A 14,168-nucleotide genomic window follows, 5' to 3' on the forward strand; every position below is an offset into this window, starting at 1 on the left:
GCCGCTCGCCGGCCAAGAGTATACTTATTTATCCTTGGGATCGCAAGCGATCGTATGCTCGATTACTTCGACATGGAGTCGACTCTGTCCGAGGAGGAGCGGATGCTCGTCGACTCCGCCCGGTCGTTCATCGACGGCGAGGTCGACGACATCGGCCAGCACTGGATCGACGGCACGTTCCCGGAAGAGCTCATCCCGAAGATGGGCGAGATGGGATTCTACGCGCCGAATCTTGAGGGGTACGGTCTCCCCGGCGTCAGCGAGACGGCGTACGGCCTGCTGATGCGCGAGCTGGAGGCGTGCGACTCCGGGCTCCGCTCGATGGCGAGCGTGCAGGGCGCGCTGGTGATGTACCCGGTCCACGCCTTCGGAAGCGACGAGCAGAAAGACGAGTGGCTGCCGAAGCTCGGCACCGGCGAGGCGGTCGGCTGCTTCGGGCTCACCGAGCCCGAGCACGGCTCGAACCCCTCCGCGATGGAGACGCGCGCCGAGGCCGACGGTGACGGCTACGTGCTCAACGGGTCGAAGACGTGGATCACGAACTCCCCGATCTCGGACGTCGCCGTCGTCTGGGCGAAGGACCGCACCGAGGACGGGAACCCCGTGCGCGGGTTCCTCGTCGAGACCGACCGCGACGGCGTCACCACCAACAAGATCGACGAGAAGCTCAGCCTGCGCGCGTCGATCACTGGCGAGATCAGCCTCCAGGACGTCCGCGTCCCCGCCGAGAACCGCCTCCCCGGCGTCGAGGGGATGAAGGGGCCGCTGTCGTGCCTGACGCAGGCCCGCTACGGCATCGCGTGGGGCGCGGTCGGCGCCGCGCAGGACTGCTTCGAGGTCGCCAAGGGGTACGCCACCGACCGCGAGCAGTTCGGGAAGCCGATCGGCGGCTTCCAGATGCAACAGCAGAAGCTCGCGGAGATGGCGACGCAGATCACGCTCGCGCAGCTGCTCGCCCACCGGCTCGCCGACCTCAAGGAGGCGGGCGAGATGCGCCCGCAACACGTCTCGATGGCCAAGCGCAACAACGTCCGGATGGCGCGCGACCAGTCGCGGATCGCCCGCGAGATGCTCGGCGGCAACGGGATCACCGCCGACTACTCGCCGATGCGTCACATGGCGAACATGGAGACCGTCTACACCTACGAGGGCACCCACGACATCCACACGCTGATCCTCGGCGAGGACATCACGGGGATACAGGCGTACCAGTAGTCCGGCGCTCGCTCCGTCTCCGACGGCGCCTTTTTAAACGACCTGATTTCTCAGTCCCTCGTACTCGCCGGTCTCGGCGACCCGCTCGAGGTTCCCGACGAGGACGTCGGCGCAGCGCTCCCAGTACTTCGGCGTGTGGCCCGCGACGTGGGGCGTCAGGAAGACGTTCTCGAACCCCCACAGGTCGTGGTCGCTCGGGAGCGGCTCGGGGTCGGTGACGTCGAGCGCGGCGCCGTGGAGCGCGTTCGCCCGCAGCGCGTCCACGAGCGCCGGCGTGTCGATCACGCCGCCGCGCGCGACGTTGACGACGATCGCGTCCGCCGGCAGCGCGTCGAGCTCGGGTTCGCCGATCAGCCCCTCTGTCGTCTCCGTGAGCGGACACGCGAGGACGAGCACGTCGGTCCCCGGCAGGACGTCCGCGAGACCGTCGTAGCCGACCACGTCGTCCGTCGGCCCCCCGTCCTCGACGGTGTGGCGGACGCCGACCGTGTCGACGTCGAACCCCTCGAACCGCTCGACCACGGTCTCACCGATTGAACCCAGGCCGACGACGGTCACGGTGCTCCCCGCGAGCTCCGTGAACGACTGGAAGCGGCGCCACTCCCGGCGCCGCTGGCGGCGGCGCCCCTCGTCGAGCCGCCGCGCGAACGTCAGCACCCAGCCGAGCACGTGCTCGGCGACGTTCGGGCCGTGGACGCCCGACGCGTTCGTCACCGCGACGCCGCGATCGGCGAGCGCGTCCAGCGGGAGGTGGTCGACGCCGGCGGCGTTGCACGCGAACAGCCGCAGGTTCTCGGCGGCCGCCACCTCCTCGGCGTCGATGTACTTCCCGGCAACGACGGTGGCCTCCCGCAGGTAGCGCCGGTGGTCGTCGGGCGTCGCGGCGAGGCGCACCTCCCGGTCGGGGAGGCGTCGGTCGAGAATCTCCGCGTAGTCGGCCGCCGGGATTCCGTGCGCGTCGTGGTCGAGCACCGCGACGTCGATAGTGGACATGCTCCACGCGTCGCGGTCGGCCGACAAAGTACCCGGGGTCGCGGTCGTCGGCGGCGTCGGCCCGCGGTCGTCGCGGTCCCCCGGAGCTACTCCCCCATCCGGATCGGCGGCGACGCGCTCATCAGGAGCAGGCAGCCGATCCCGACGCCCGCGCCGACGAGGCCGGTGCCGGCGCCGACCGCGCGGACCGCCGCCTCGAACCCGAGCGGGCGGGTCGCGACCGCGACGGCGACGCCCATGACCACCGGGGTCGCCGTCGCCGCCGCGCGCCCGCTCCCCTCGCCGAGGCTGACCAGACCGCCCCGGAGGTCCGGCGGCGGGAGCGTCGTGATGACGCTCCGGTAGATGGAGAGCACGAGCCCGAACCCGATCCCCATGAACACGACGCCGACGGCGGCGACCGCGAACGATCGCGCGAGGAACGCGAGCGCGAGCCCGGCGCCCATCGACAGGTTCGTGGCGACGAGCGGGTAGAGCCGGTCGTCGAACAGGGAGGCGATCCGCCCGGCCTGCGTCGCGGCGAGCGCGTACGTGAGGCTCGCGACCGCCGCGAGGACCCCCGCCTCCGCCGGCGTGTAGCCGAGCACGTCGACGACGAGGATCGAGTTGTACGTGAGGAAGCCGAACCACGCGACGTTCGCGCTCCCGCGCGCCACGACCATCGTCCACGCCCGGCGGTGCGCGACGAGCGCGCGCATGTCTCCGATCTGCGCCCGGATCCCCGCCTCCGAACCATCGTCCGCCGCCTCGCTATCGAGCGGCTCCTCGAAGTACAGGTAGACGACCGCCGCGATCGGGAAGGCGACGGCGTACAGCAGGAACGGGTACTGCCACGCCATCCCGACGAGCACCCCGGCGGCCAGCGGGAACGCCGTCTGCGACAGCCCGGAGCCGGTGAACCGGAGCCCCTGCGCGGTCGCCTCCTTCGTGCCCGCGTACAGGTCGCCGAGGCTGGTGATGATGATCGGCGTGAGCGCGGCGAACCCGATCCCTTGGAGCGCGCGCAGGGCGAGCGCCGCGGCGAAGGTGGAGACGAAGGCGATGGCGGTGCCGGTGAGCCCGAACCAGACGAGTCCGAAGAGCAATACCGGCCGCCGCCCGTATCGGTCGGAGATCACGCCCGCGATCGGGATGACGACGATCGACGGCGCGGTGAACGCCGACATCATGAGCCCGATGTTCGCCGTCGACGCCCCGAGCGGCTCGACGAGCGATCCGAGCACGGGCGAGAGGAGCGCGGTGCCGAGCGGCGGGAGGACGTTGATGAGAAGCAGCAGCTGGAAGGGTCGCTCTCGGACGATCCCCGAGTCGGCTCCGGCGATCGACGAGCGGGATACCACGCATGGCCGCAGACGGTCGTCCGGATTAAACCTACGCGTAGGGGCAGGCGGTCGCGCGGCGGTCCCGCTCCGTCGCCGAGAGGCGGCAACGACCGTCAAAAACGTTCGACGCAATCGAACGCTTTTATGTTTGGAGTCCGACGCGTGAGTATGAACGGAGGGCCGAAGGACGCCGATACGCCGGAAAAAGACGCGGTACGGACCGCCGAAACGATGTTCGACGTCGTGCAACGCCTCGTCGAGAACGACGGCGCGTCTCTGGCCGAGTTGGCGGCCGAACTCGACTACGCGAAGAGCACGGTGCACCGACACCTCCACACCCTAGCGGACCTCGGCTACGTCGTCCGGCGCGACGGGGGGTACCACGTCGGCCTCCGGTTCCTCGAGATCGGCGTCACCGCACGGAGCGGCTACCGCGGGTACGACCTCGTGCGCCAGAAGGTCGAGGAGATCGCGGAGGTCACCGGGGAGCGCGCCCAGTTCTTCGTCGAGGAACACGGGAAGGCGGTGTACCTCGCGCGGGCCGTCGGGGACCGGGCGGTCCGCACCGACCCCGGGATCGGCAGCCGCATTCCGCTGTACGCGGCGTCGGCCGGGAAGGCGATCCTCGCCGAGCTTCCGGAGCCCGAACTGTCCGACATGTTCGAACGCATGTCGTTCGAGCCGGTGACGGAACACAGCGTCACCGACCCGGACGAGCTCCGCGCGGAGATCGAGGCGGGACGCGAGCGCGGCTACTTCTTCAACAGGGAGGAGTCGCTCCGCGGCACCCACGCCGTCGGCGTCTCGATCTGCGACCCGGACGGCGAGGTGATCGGCGGGCTCAGCGTCACCGGCCCCTCGCACCGCCTGAACGGGGATCGACTCGAGTCCGAGATCCCGGACCTCCTGCTCGGCGCGGCGAACGAACTCGAACTCAACATCGCGCACACGTAGCGCCGCGCCCGGCCGTTCGCGGTGCTCGTCCGTACGCGGCGTCCGTCCGTTCGCGGCGTCCGTTCGTTCGATATGATAGAACGCCGTTATCGGTCATCCGTGAACCGCCCGATCTCTTGTCGCGGCTCAAAATAACAGGAGTACTTTTGTTATCTTAACTCGGCTCCGGATAGTCGATCCGCCCCGTCCGAACCGGACCCCCGACACCGAATCGGGTCCTCAGCACGTGATTCATAAGTGTGTCACGATCGGGTGAACATTATGGAGATGAAATTAATCGCTCCGCTCGCGACGGTGTTTACGCCCTCGATCTGCTCTGAGACCTCAAACGACGACTTCACCGCCAACGGCCGCTTTTCAACACTCTTCGCAACGCTACGGAGAGCGACGACCGGCGGCGATCACCAGTCGTCTCTCGTCGGCCTCCGTTCGCACCGTGAGTGTCTCAGTACCGTGTATCGGGCCTATAAAACGCGACGGACCGATCCGAGCTGTGTCGCTCACGTCCGATCTATCTTTTTGTTTCGCCGTCACTTACGCCCCAACGAATTCGAACGCATAATAGTACAATGATATACCAATGTCTGTCATATACGAACTGAGACGGGAGGGATTTCCGGCCGCGACGGCGGCGTTGCGACTCCGGCTCTTCGACTGTCTCGTCGACCGACGGACGAGTGATAACGGCGGAGGGTCGCTTCCGGCCCGCGGCCTTGGGGATCGCTTCCGGCTCGCCGTCCCGCGGTGAGCGACCGGGCCCGAATCAGGCCGTCTCCATCTCGCGCTCGAGGTCCCGGAGCCGCTCGATGCGGTTCTCGGTCGACGGGTGCGTCGAGGCGATCTTGCCGACGAACCCCGCCTTGATCGGGATGATGAAGAACGCGTTCATCTCCGCCTCCTGGCGGAGGTCCTCCTCGGGCACGCGGTCCATCCGCCCGTCGATCGTCATCAGCGCCGACGCGAGCGCACCGGGCTTCCCCGTGATCAGCGCGGCGCCCCGGTCGGCGGAGTACTCGCGGTACCGCGAGAGCGCGCGGATCAACAGGAACGAGACGATCCAGACGACGATGGAGACGAGCACCGCGACGATGACGGGCGCGCCCTGACGGTTGTTCCCGCCAAGCAGCCATCCCCACCGGACGATGAAGAAGGCGATCGTCGAGAGGAACGAGGCGATGGTCATCACCATCACGTCGCGGTTCTTCACGTGCGCGAGCTCGTGGGCGAGCACGCCGTCGAGCTCGTCCTCGTCTAACGATCGGAGCAGCCCGGTCGTCACCGCGACGGTCGCGTTCTTCTTGTTCCGGCCGGTCGCGAACGCGTTCGGCACCTGCGTGTCCGCGACCGCGATCGTCGGCTTCGGGAGGTCGGCCTGCTGGCTCAGTCGCTCGACCCGCCGGTGGAGGTCGGGGTACTCGTCGGGGCTCACTTCGCGGGCGCCCATGCTCCGCAGGGCGAGCTTGTCGCTGAAGAAGTACTGGGCGATCGCGAACCCGCCGAGCATGACCAGCGGGAACAGGAAGTCGCCGAAGTATACGGTGAGCACGCCGACGAAGACGACGTAGAGGGCGAAGAGGAGGAACATCGTGAACGCCATCCGCCCACGGAGTCCCCAGTCGGTCTTCCATTCCATACCCGAGTTTTACCGTTCGTCGGATTAAAGCCTGCCGGGGTTCCCGGAGCGACGCCGCGGCCGCTCGGTCGCCGGACGACGGTGCGTTTTTCCGCCGCCGCGCCGACCCGCCCGCATGGAGACCGTCCTCGTCACCGGCGGCCGCGGCGCCTCGGGGCGCTGGGTCGTCGACCGACTCGCCGGCGACTACGAGGTCGTCGTCGTCGACTACGACCACCCGGGCCTCGACGCCGACCCGGTCCCGAACGTCTCGTTCCGCGCGGCCGACCTCGCCGATCGCGGCGAGGCGCTCGACGTCGTCCACGCGGTCGACCCCGACGCGGTCGTCCACTGGGCGGCGATCCCGGTCGCGGGCACCCACCCCGACGGTCGCGTGTTCGAGACGAACGTCCGCGCCGCGAAGAACGTCCTCGACGCCGCCGGTCGCGTCGACGCCCGGATCGTGCAGGCGTCGAGCGACGGCGCGTACGGCTTCTTCTTCGCCGATCCGACGCCGTTTCCGGAGGAGTTGCCGATCACCGAGGACCACCCGCTCCGCCCGGAGGACCCGTACGGGCTCTCGAAGGTGACGGCGGAGGCGGCCGCCGGCGCGGTCGCGCGCCGCGAGGGCGTCCCGGCGGTCTCCATCCGGCCGTCGTGGATCCAGTACCCCGGCGCGTACGCCTGTCGGAGCGACGAGTACGTCGGGGATCTGGACGCCGGCGCCGGCAACTTCTGGTCGTACGTCGACGCCCGCGACGTCGCCGACCTCGTCGCGGCGGCGCTCGCGGAGACCGCGGGGCCCGACCCGGCGGTGGCTCCGGGGACCCACGAGGCGGTCAACTGCGTCGCCGCCGACAACGCGCTCGGTCGGCCCCTACTCGGCCTCCTGCGGGAGTCGTACGGTGCGATTCCGAACGACTGCGCCGTCGACGAGAGCGCGCTCGCCGAGGGCGACGAGCGGGGCGCCTACGCGGTCGCGACGGCCGAGCGGCTGTTCGGGTGGACGCCGAGTCGGTCGTGGCGCGAGGCGGCCGACGAGGGCGTCCCCGAGCCGGTCCTGTTCGAGCGATAGACGCCGAACGGAGTCTTGGACGCTGTTGAAATCCGTCTTCAGAGATAACGCTGAAACCCCGGTTACTGAGGAGCGCGTACTGACTGGTGGGTGCCCGCAGTTCGAACGGTTCTCAGTCGGAGGGTGCGGCTTCAATCCTTATTGACCATCACTTCGCTGGCCTTGATAACAGCCTGAACCTCGTCGCCCTCGGCGAGATCGAGCCGATCGGCGGATGACCGAGTGATAGTAGACGCTATCGCCTGTCCGTCGGGCAGTTCGATGACCACTTCTGCCATGACGTCGTTCGTTTTTATGGACTTGACTGTTCCCGTGAGTCTGTTGCGAGCACTGAGTGCCATATCGCTCCCAGATCACCAGTACATAAAATACCTGTTGGTAGAACGAACTTTCTCTACGAACGGCCGCGATCTCGGAGCCGCACGCTGTACCGCCGAGAACGACGTATATATATATACGACAGCCCGCCCCGTCTCCTAAATCGTCAGGATCGCGTTCACCAGCGTCCGGGTCGCGATCGCCGTCGCCGCGCCGAGCCACGTCAGCAGCACGAAGTGGATGTAGCCGTTCGCGGGGTTGCCGCCGTCGATCCGCCGGATCATCTGCGAGGAGAGGGCGGCGTTGAAGAGGACGACCGTCAGGAGGAGGTACTCGATCAGCGGGATGTCGTACGCGCCCGGGTAAACGATCTGGCCGATGTCCATCTCCTCGAGCCCGAAGTCGGCCGTGAGCTCGGCCAGGATCGCGACGATCTCCAGCCCGATGAAGAAAGCGAACGTCGCCGCCGCCGTGATCCCGTACAGGAGGCCGATGAACGTCATCGCCGCCTGTCGCCGCTGCTCGCGCAGCTGATTCACGGCGTTCATGTTCTTCGATATCAGCTCGCCGAGCATCTTCGGGTCTCCCCCCATCTGCCGGCCGACGAGGTACATTTCGGAGAACTTCTGGATGAGGTACGACCGCGTGTCGTACGTGAACTGCTCCCACGCCCCCTCGGTGCTGATACGCATGTTGAGCCGGCGGTAGAGCCGCTCGATCGCCGGCGAGAGGTCGCCGAAGTTCTTGTCGCGCAGCGTGGTCAACACGTCGGTCGTCGTCGACTGCTTGGCGCTCTCGGTGGCGCCGAGCGCGCGCACGAAGGAGGGGAACTCGCCGTCGCGGGCCGTGATCTGCTGTTCCTCTCGCCTGAGGACGACGCCCGTGATGATGAGCGGCGAGATGGGGACCGCGAGGTACAGCGGCAGCCGGACGTCGTCGACGAAGAAGAGCAGCCCGGGGAGCCCGGAGCCGTAGCCGAACATCCCGGCCGCGGTGATCCCGATGATCAGGAAGGAGAGCCCGCCGCCGACCCCGAGCGACGCCCACAGCTTCAGGTCGCCCGGGGCGCGCTCGTCCGGGTGGAACCAGATCGGGTCGTACGGCGAGGTCGCCCGGATCATCGCGTAGAAGCCGAGCTGGACGAAGACGAACAAGACGATGACGGCCGCCACCGTCGCGGTCGGATTGTTCCCGGTGAGGATCGGGAGGACGATCGCGAAGACGAGGGCGAATGTCATCGAGAGGATCATCGACATGTACAGGTCCTTCATCACCTCTAAGTTCGCCAGCGAGGACTCGTACACCGTCTCGTACTTCGCGAGCATGACGTCCTGCTCTGAGACGAGGAACTCCTCTAACGACTGGCCCGCCCCCATCGTGTAGCCGAGGCGGTCGAAGAAGTCGGCCATCGCGTCTGAGGGCACCTCCTCGGCGCGCCGGCGACAGGCGTCGTCGAGGCTCTGGTTCCACGTGTCGACGAGGTGGACGACGCGGCCGATCTCCTCGGCGGCGACCCCGTACTCCTCCTCCTTTGCGAGCGTCCGAAACACCTCCATGCGGTCGATGTTCGTCGTCGACAGCACGGTCATGTGCGTCATCACGAGGTGGAGCTGGTTGTCGATCTGGTTCTCCAGGCTGGAGAGGTAGATCTTCGGGTAGATCACCGCCGCCACCAACACCAGCCCCCCGAACATCGGGACGGGAACCCGCGCCGCCAACGGGAGCGGGAGCGCGAACAGGCCGACGACGCTCGCGGCGAAGACGAGCAGCGCCGGGATCAACACGAGCCCGACGTACTTCCGCTTCGAGATGTCGAGTTTATCGTACGACTCCATGACGGCCGAGGTCAGCTCGGCCGCGGTCGCGAGCCCGTTTCCGACCTGTTTCACCGCCATTACACGTCAGCCTCGCTCATCGGTCGGTTCACCCGACGTTCCGGTGCATGTCGAAGGGAAGCCCCTCGACGCCGTCGCGCTGGAAGGAGTTGATCGCCTCGTTCACCTCGTGGTACCCCATGATCCCCTCCTGGATCATCCGCTCGATCAGCTCCGCGCGGAAGTCCAAGTCGTCGTAGATGTCGCGGGTGTCGGCGTAGCCGAGCAGCGTCGCGATCTGCTCTTCGAGGACGTAGGAGTTGTTCATCCCTTGGAACACGATGTCGTCTTCGACGGGGTCCCAGCTGAACACCTCCCGGGTGACGACCCCCTCCATCTCCTTGGAGTACCCCTCGATCTCCTGAACGCTCGTCACGCGGCGGAGGACGTCGTCGCCCTGTTTCACGCGGTTCTGGAACAGCGCCACGTCGGCGTTGTCCATGAACGTCTCGGGGACGTTGATCGGTTCGGAGGTGAACCGCTGGATCATCGAGACGATATCCGACGCGTGGAACGTCAGCATGACCGGGTGACCCGTCTGAGCCGCCTGGAACGCCATACGACCCTCGGCGCCACGGACCTCGCCCACGATGATGTAGTCGGGCCGCGACCGCAGCGCGGCGGCGACGAGGTCGAACATGTCCACGTCGGAGGAGCCCTCGTCGCCGCCCTCGCGGGTCAGCAGCTGCTGCCAGGTGTTGTGCGGGGGAATGACCTCGGCGGTGTCCTCCGCGGTGTATATCTTCGAGTCGTCCGGGATGTACGACAGGATCGCGTTCAGTGTCGTCGTCTTGCCCGACGCCGTTTCCCCGACGACGAACACGGTCTGTTCGTTCTCCAGACAGAGCCAGAGGTACGCCGACAGCTGCGGCGAGAGCGTTCCCCAGTGGGTGATTTGGTTGATCGACAGGGGCACTTCGTCGCCCTGCCGGATCGTGAGCGAGGAGCCTTTTAGCGACACGTCGTCGGAGTAGATGATGTTGATACGCGACCCGTCCGGCAGCGTCGAGTCGACGATGGGGTCGGAGTCGGAGAGCGGGTCGCCCATCCGTTCGCCCATGTTGCGGAGCCAGTTGTCGAACTCCTGGGGCGTCCCGAAGTCGACGGTCGTCTCCAACATCCCGTAGGTGCCGTGATCGACGTGGCACTCCTTCGGGCCGATGACGTGGATGTCCTCGTTGGCCGGGTCGCGCATTATCGGCTCGAGCGGTCCGAGTCCGACGATGTCGCGGTTGAGCCGGTAGCGAATGTTCTCGTACGTCTCCTCGGTGACGGAGAGCTTCCCCATGTTCAGCACCTTCGAGAGGTTCCCTCGGATGCCCTCGTTCTGCCCGTCGATGTGAGTGACCTCCTCTAACAGCTCCTCGATGAGGTCGTCGTACTCGGCCTCGCTGTCGGGAGCGGTGTGCTGACCGCTCGTCCTGAGGAGGCGGTTCTTGACCTCTGTGAGGACCTCCGCCTGGGTACCGGTGATCTCCGGCTCGATGGCGTAGTACTTCGTGTCCTGTCCGAGGTCGCCGTAGATGTGACTGTAGATCGGCCCCCCGACCGGGTAGATGACGTTCGGGCGGTTCGACTCGTACTCGCCTTTCGGCTCCTCGATGAACTGCGGGAACTCCCCCGTGATCTGCTTGAACTCCCGGAGGTGTTCCCGGAGGTGGGGCCGCCGCATGGCGGCCTTGCGGAGCTCTTCCGACGGTTTCGCGGTTCCGTGTTCGGTCATGGTCTACTCGCCGCCTCCGCGGGTCCTGACCGCGCGCGCCGTCGCGAGCGGTCCGTCGTTCGCGTCCCGCCCGCGCGGGACGGCGGGTCCGTCGCGGGCGGGCGGCGTCATCACGCCACGCTGCGGCTCTCGATGACGATTCCGGTACCCGACCGGACAGAGAACCCGATCGTGTCCCCGACCTGTTCGCCCATCCCCGCGAAGCGCTTCACGTTGATCTGCCGGCGGATGTCGTTGCCGACCTCGATCATCTCCAGCTCGAGGAACACGTCGGCGATCGAGCGGAACGGGCCGATGGCCTCGTCGTCGACCGCCGACGGGTCGACAGTGAGCACGACGACCTTCCCCTGCGAGATGATCTCGCGGAAGAAGGAGATGATCTCCAGGGCGGCCTGCCGCTCCTCGTTCTTCCGGACGAGCGCCTCGAACGTCGGGTCGTTCCGGAAGATGGCGTCGAACGTGTCGAGGAAGATGACGTCGGAGTTCCACATCGCCTCCGCGTTCATCAGCCGCTTGAGCAGTTCCTTCCGCTCGCCGTCGCCGTCGGAGAACGCGCCCCCCGAGTCGAAGTCGGCGTGGAGGAACAGCAGCTCCTCTTGGAGGAGCGGCTTCACCATGTCGTACTCCAGCGAGTGCATCTGATCGATGAACCCGCGGACGGTGAGCTCCGTCGACATCATCGTGACAGACGCTCCCTCCTCGACGAGTCCGTACGCGAACCGCTGCGAGATGGCGCTCTTCCCGGCCCCGTAGTCGCCCTCCATGAGGACGATGCTGCCGCGGGGGATCCCCCCACCGAGCTCCTTATTCAAGCGGTCGCGTTCGCCGAGTCCGATGGAAAGCAGATTGTCTGTGCGAGGCATGTCAGTTGGCCTCCGTGCGGAACTGGAACAGCTCCTCGTCGCCGTTCACCGTGAGGTACACGCGGTGGTCCGTTCCGGGGTCAAGACCGTCGCTCGTTTCGCCCAGCCGGTTGGTGTCGATCGTGAGCCGCAGGACGTCCCCGCGGCTCCACGCCGCGCCCGTTCCGGCGGAGGCGAGCTCGCCCTCCGTCGCGCTCGGCGGGACGTAGGCGCCGTCGAAGACGACGTCGACGCCGGAGCCGTCCGGGTTGAGGCGCTGTGTCCCGGTGTTCTTTATCAGCAGCGTCACGTTCTCGTTCCCGCTCTCGTTGTACACCCCGGCGCTCGCGTCGGAGATGACGGTCACGTCGGTCCGGAGCTGCTCGGTCGCGTCGATCCCGGCGTCCTCGACGGCCGCGCTCACCCGGTCGACGCCGGTCGTGATCGTGCCCACGACGCCCGCGGCGATCACGAGGCTCGCGATGAACAGGATGAGGTGAGAGACCGGTACGCTGGCCATCTACGCGCTCACCTCCGCCGCGTCGCGGACGCCGGACTCGACGACGAGGACGACACGAGTGGGGTCGCTCCCGGTCGTAATCGCGGTGTCGACGGTCGTCGTGTCGACCGTCACCGTCAGCGTCTCGCCGCCGAGCCAGAGCTCGGTGTCGCCGTCGCCGTCGACGGTCGTGGTCGCGTTCGGTCCGCCCACGTCGACGTACTCGTTGCCGACGACCAGCGTCGCGTCGCTCGCGACCAGCCCGACCGAGCCGTCGTTGGTGGCGTTGACGACCAGTTCGTCCGCGCCGTCGTCGTACGTCGCGTTCGTCACGGCGAACTCGGTGTTCTGCCGCTCCAGCGAGCGCTCTTGGATCCCCTGTTGCGCGTCGGTGACGCGGTCGAAGCCGTTGGCCGCGACGGGGTAGAACGCGGTGAACGCGAAGAACAGCCCCGCGACGATGATGGCCGTCGACGCGGAGACGCTAACGCCCATCTCCCCACCCTCCGTCGGCCGGGTCGGCGCGGTCGGAACGCGGGTTCGGGTCGTTCATCGGACGCGGGGAGCCGCCGTTCCGCTCGCGTCCGTCGGGTCGCTCGCCGCCGCGGTCCGTCCGCCCCTCTGCGCGTCCCGACCGCTCGTCCCGCCGTTCAGCGTCGCCGTGGCCGTTCGCGCGTCGCCCCTCGGAGCCGTCGTGCCGGCGCCCCTCGGAGCCGTCTCGACGCCGGCCGCCGCGTTCCTCGCGTCGGTCCCGCCCGTGGTCTCGCCCGCCGACCCGCGGCGCGCCGCCGCCGACCAGCGAGCCCCCGGCGAGGTCGTCCCACCGGTCGAGCAGCAGCAGGTGTCCGCTCGTCCCGTTGAGCTGCGTCACGTACCGGAGGCTACGAGTGTGGTGCTCCCGGACCAGTCGATCGGTCCCCGGTCGGTCGACGAGGTTGCGGTCGATCGTGCCGAAGCCGGAGAGGAAGTCGCGGAGCCGCGCGGCGGCCTCCGGGCCGACCCACTCGATGCGCTCGTAGTAGTTGATCGCGCGCACCGCATCGGTGACGTCGCTCTCCGAGACGAGGAACTCCAGCCACTCCATCACGAGGAGGTCGCCGACGTAGTCGCCGGGGAGCTCCGTGAGGTACGGCTTCCCGCGGCTCCCGGAGAGGTCGTCCTCACCGACGTACTCGAAGCCGCCGCCGTTCGCCTCGGCCGGATCGCCGCCGGGCTGTCGGCCGCGCGTGCGGTCGGCCGCCGGCTCCGGTTCGGGGTCCGGCTCCGGTTCGGGGTCCGGCTCGTGGCCGTTCGTCGCGGGGTCTGCGTCGGTCGCCGGCTCCCCGTCGAACGAGTCGTCCCCGTCGTCGAACGGGTCCGTCTCGTCACCGAGGTCGTCGTCGAAGGGATCCGTCTCGTCGCCGAGGTCGTCGTCGAACGAGGCGTCCCCGTCGTCGAACGGGTCCTCGTCCGCGGGGGCGGCCGCGTCGCCGTCTCCCCCCTCTTCGTCGGCCCAGTCGGCCTCCCCGGCGTCGTACTCCTCTTTCAGTTCGCTGAAGCTCTTTCCGTCGTCGTTCATGTCGTCTCCCTCGTCCGCCGCCGCGGTCTCGGACGAGGCGTCGGCGGAGTCGCCGTCGTCCGTGTGGTCGTCGTCCGGTTCCCCGTCCAGCTCGCCGAACTCGTCGCCGCCGTCGTCGAAGTCGTCGTCGAGCATCTCGTCGTCGAAGAACCCGTCGGCGTCCGCGTTCGCGACGTCCTCGTC

Annotated in this window: 13 protein-coding genes; 3 read left to right on the forward strand and 10 right to left on the reverse strand. The window is 67.9% G+C overall.

Annotated features, from left to right (window positions below):
• Positions 1–54: 54 nt before the first annotated feature.
• On the forward strand, positions 55–1,215 hold the full coding sequence (locus DJ75_RS07015; RefSeq protein WP_094523801.1) for an acyl-CoA dehydrogenase family protein: 1,161 nt from the start codon (positions 55–57) through the stop codon (positions 1,213–1,215).
• A gap of 33 nt (positions 1,216–1,248) precedes the next feature.
• Here the strand turns inward: DJ75_RS07015 and DJ75_RS07020 are convergent, their stop codons facing one another.
• Both DJ75_RS07020 and DJ75_RS07025 read right to left on the reverse strand, forming a co-directional pair.
• Positions 1,249–2,208, reverse strand: coding sequence for a D-2-hydroxyacid dehydrogenase (locus DJ75_RS07020; RefSeq protein ID WP_094523802.1), 960 nt, complete (start codon positions 2,206–2,208; stop codon positions 1,249–1,251).
• Positions 2,209–2,294: 86 nt separating this feature from the next.
• Positions 2,295–3,548 carry an MFS transporter gene (locus DJ75_RS07025; RefSeq protein WP_094523803.1) on the reverse strand — a complete coding sequence of 418 codons (1,254 nt, stop codon included), beginning with the start codon at positions 3,546–3,548 and terminating at the stop codon, positions 2,295–2,297.
• 150 nt (positions 3,549–3,698) lie between these two features.
• On the opposite strand from DJ75_RS07025, the gene DJ75_RS07030 reads away from it, so the two are divergent.
• Positions 3,699–4,484: an IclR family transcriptional regulator gene (locus tag DJ75_RS07030; RefSeq protein WP_094523804.1), complete on the forward strand. Its 786-nt coding sequence runs from the start codon at positions 3,699–3,701 to the stop codon at positions 4,482–4,484.
• Between the two features lie 763 nt (positions 4,485–5,247).
• Here DJ75_RS07030 and htpX read toward each other — a convergent pair.
• Positions 5,248–6,117 carry a zinc metalloprotease HtpX gene (gene htpX, locus DJ75_RS07035; RefSeq protein ID WP_094523805.1) on the reverse strand — a complete coding sequence of 290 codons (870 nt, stop codon included), beginning with the start codon at positions 6,115–6,117 and terminating at the stop codon, positions 5,248–5,250.
• Positions 6,118–6,232: 115 nt separating this feature from the next.
• Between htpX and DJ75_RS07040 the strand changes: the two genes are divergently transcribed.
• Entirely contained in the window at positions 6,233–7,171 is a 939-nt protein-coding gene (locus DJ75_RS07040; RefSeq protein ID WP_094523806.1) for an NAD(P)-dependent oxidoreductase, read from the forward strand.
• 131 nt (positions 7,172–7,302) lie between these two features.
• Here DJ75_RS07040 and DJ75_RS07045 read toward each other — a convergent pair whose 3' ends face one another.
• The 7 genes from DJ75_RS07045 to DJ75_RS07075 all read right to left on the reverse strand — a co-directional run.
• Positions 7,303–7,512, reverse strand: a complete 210-nt coding sequence (locus DJ75_RS07045; RefSeq protein WP_094523807.1) for a molybdopterin-binding protein — start codon at positions 7,510–7,512, stop codon at positions 7,303–7,305.
• A gap of 135 nt (positions 7,513–7,647) precedes the next feature.
• Positions 7,648–9,384 (reverse strand): archaellar assembly protein FlaJ, encoded by a 1,737-nt coding sequence (gene flaJ, locus DJ75_RS07050; RefSeq protein WP_094523808.1) that lies wholly within the window; start codon positions 9,382–9,384, stop codon positions 7,648–7,650.
• Between the two features lie 28 nt (positions 9,385–9,412).
• Positions 9,413–11,086, reverse strand: coding sequence for a type II/IV secretion system ATPase subunit (locus DJ75_RS07055; protein ID WP_094523809.1), 1,674 nt, complete (start codon positions 11,084–11,086; stop codon positions 9,413–9,415).
• Between the two features lie 110 nt (positions 11,087–11,196).
• Positions 11,197–11,949, reverse strand: coding sequence for an ATPase domain-containing protein (locus DJ75_RS07060; protein ID WP_094523810.1), 753 nt, complete (start codon positions 11,947–11,949; stop codon positions 11,197–11,199).
• Between the two features lies 1 nt (position 11,950).
• On the reverse strand, positions 11,951–12,448 hold the full coding sequence (locus DJ75_RS07065) for a flagellar protein G (protein WP_094523811.1): 498 nt from the start codon (positions 12,446–12,448) through the stop codon (positions 11,951–11,953).
• Entirely contained in the window at positions 12,449–12,922 is a 474-nt protein-coding gene (locus DJ75_RS07070) for a flagellin (protein WP_094523812.1), read from the reverse strand.
• Positions 12,912–14,168: FlaD/FlaE family flagellar protein (locus DJ75_RS07075; protein WP_094523813.1), on the reverse strand; the 1,257-nt coding region annotated here is incomplete at its 5' end. The genes DJ75_RS07075 and DJ75_RS07070, both read right to left, overlap by 11 nt.

The sequence above is a fragment of the Halorubrum sp. Eb13 genome (genome assembly GCF_002252895.1).
GTDB lineage: Archaea > Halobacteriota > Halobacteria > Halobacteriales > Haloferacaceae > Halorubrum.

Coding starts and splice junctions, on each gene's coding strand:
- DJ75_RS07030 (WP_094523804.1), top strand. CDS start 3,699: ATGAACGGAGGGCCGAAGGACGCCGATACGCCGGAAAAAGACGCGGTA.
- DJ75_RS07040 (WP_094523806.1), top strand. CDS start 6,233: ATGGAGACCGTCCTCGTCACCGGCGGCCGCGGCGCCTCGGGGCGCTGG.
- DJ75_RS07065 (WP_094523811.1), bottom strand. CDS start 12,448: ATGGCCAGCGTACCGGTCTCTCACCTCATCCTGTTCATCGCGAGCCTC.
- DJ75_RS07060 (WP_094523810.1), bottom strand. CDS start 11,949: ATGCCTCGCACAGACAATCTGCTTTCCATCGGACTCGGCGAACGCGAC.
- DJ75_RS07015 (WP_094523801.1), top strand. CDS start 55: ATGCTCGATTACTTCGACATGGAGTCGACTCTGTCCGAGGAGGAGCGG.
- DJ75_RS07045 (WP_094523807.1), bottom strand. CDS start 7,512: ATGGCACTCAGTGCTCGCAACAGACTCACGGGAACAGTCAAGTCCATA.
- DJ75_RS07020 (WP_094523802.1), bottom strand. CDS start 2,208: ATGTCCACTATCGACGTCGCGGTGCTCGACCACGACGCGCACGGAATC.
- flaJ (WP_094523808.1), bottom strand. CDS start 9,384: ATGGCGGTGAAACAGGTCGGAAACGGGCTCGCGACCGCGGCCGAGCTG.
- htpX (WP_094523805.1), bottom strand. CDS start 6,117: ATGGAATGGAAGACCGACTGGGGACTCCGTGGGCGGATGGCGTTCACG.
- DJ75_RS07070 (WP_094523812.1), bottom strand. CDS start 12,922: ATGGGCGTTAGCGTCTCCGCGTCGACGGCCATCATCGTCGCGGGGCTG.
- DJ75_RS07055 (WP_094523809.1), bottom strand. CDS start 11,086: ATGACCGAACACGGAACCGCGAAACCGTCGGAAGAGCTCCGCAAGGCC.